This window comes from Candidatus Omnitrophota bacterium (genome assembly GCA_013791745.1).
Lineage (GTDB): Bacteria > CG03 > CG03 > CG03 > CG03 > CG03.
On record VMTH01000112.1, the window covers coordinates 1 to 1,674 of the forward strand.

General features: G+C 51.6%; 2 protein-coding genes. Both read right to left on the bottom strand.

The annotated features are described in order from the left end of the window. Positions 1-279: 279 nt before the first annotated feature. Positions 280-960: an ABC transporter ATP-binding protein gene (locus tag FP827_05225; GenBank protein ID MBA3052474.1), complete on the bottom strand. Its 681-nt coding sequence runs from the start codon at positions 958-960 to the stop codon at positions 280-282. Continuing rightward, positions 953-1,674 (bottom strand): ABC transporter permease (locus tag FP827_05230; GenBank protein MBA3052475.1); only part of this gene is annotated, 722 nt, incomplete at its 5' end. The genes FP827_05230 and FP827_05225, both read right to left, overlap by 8 nt.

Sequence of the window (1,674 nt, forward strand, 5' to 3'; positions counted from 1 at the left end):
CCACTATCTTGTTAATCGTATTGTTCATAATAATTATTCCCCTCCTCTAAAACATTGACGACGCTCTACATTTTTTCTCATCTTCTCCATTTACCTCGTGCCGCTGGCTCTGGTACGGGGTCATTTCGACTTTCCTCCGTCTCAGTTTCATCAATCAACGGAACGCGCGGATGTAAATCAAAGCTGTCTGCAAAACACACAATTGTTTTATATTATCACAAACGCCCTAATTATGCCATCCAAAATAACAATTAATTAAGGACGTCCCCTTTTTCCTCTTCAATCCTGGAGGACGCCGTTGCGAAGATGCAGCACGCGTCGGCCCGAGGCCGCGGCGAGGTCGCGGTTGTGGGTGACGAAGAGCACGGCGGCGGAACTCATTTCCAAAAATAGCGTCATCGCCTTCATAACGAGAGCGGCGTTACCGTCGTCGAGCTGGCCTGTGGGCTCGTCGCAGAGGAGGAGCGCGGGATCGTTCATCAGCGCCCTGAGGATGGCGAATCTCTGGAGCTCACCGCCGGAAAGCTGTGAGGGATAATGTTGGGCGCGGTCTCCCACGCCCATGGTATCAAAAAAGTTTTTCGCTTTTTCGTAAACTGTTTTTTTGTCTGCCCCGGCAATCAGCGAAGGCAGCATCACATTTTCCGAGGCCGTGAATTCCGGAAGGAAAGTCGGCTGCTGGAAGACAAAGCCCACCGATGTGTTTCTGAGTTTCGCCTTTTCTTTTTCCGTCATAAGAGAAGTGTCTTTGCCGGAGATTATCACCTTCCCCGATGTGGAAGAATCCAGCAGCCCCGCGAGATTTAAAAGAGTTGTCTTACCGGAGCCGCTCGGGCCCAGAAGATATGTGAAAGACGATTCCGCGAGCGAGAAAGAAACTTCCGACAGTGCCTTCACCTCAAGAGGCGTGAGGGCGGAATAGACTTTCTCCGCTTTTTCAAATACGAGAATGTCACTCATAGCGCAAAATCACCGCCGGAGAGAGCTTCCCCGCCTGCCTCGCGGGCATATATGACGCCAGCAGAATAAAAAACATGCTCGCGGCGTTCACCACGGCAAAATCACTGAGGCTCATTATCACGGGGAGCTTGTTCATATAATAAACGGCCGCCGGAATATCTATAAACTCATATCTTCTCAGAAGAAGGCAGGCCGCAACGGCGATGAGATTGCCGAGTATCAAACCCGCCGCGCCGCTCATTATACCCTGATAAACGAAGATCTTCTCTATGAAGCCCCTGTCGGCGCCGAGAGCTTTGAGAACCCCTATGTCCCGCACCTTCTCTATCGTCTGGAGGAGCAGGCTGGAGATTATGTTAAAGACAGCCACCATGACGATGAGGCTCAGTATTATGAACATCGTTTTTTTCTCGAGCTCCAGCGCCGCGAAAAGAGTGCGGTTTATTTCCTTCCATGTCCGCACCCACAGCCTCACATCCAGGGCCTTGCGAATCGAGGAGGCGACTTCATCGGCGCGGGCGGAATCGGCAACGGCTATCTCAAAACCCGTCGCTATATCGCCGGTGCCGTAGAGGTCCTTCATTCCCTCTATGTTTATGTAAACGAGGTTCATATCGTATTCCCACATTCCCGAGGTGAAGATGCCCGAAATCTTCAACTCCTTCACCCTCCCTCCGGAAAACGGCGACATCTCTGATGTGTCCGACGGGGGAA

Excerpts from the sequence above, each read along its gene's own strand:
- FP827_05225 (MBA3052474.1), bottom strand. The coding sequence starts at position 960 with ATGAGTGACATTCTCGTATTTGAAAAAGCGGAGAAAGTCTATTCCGCC.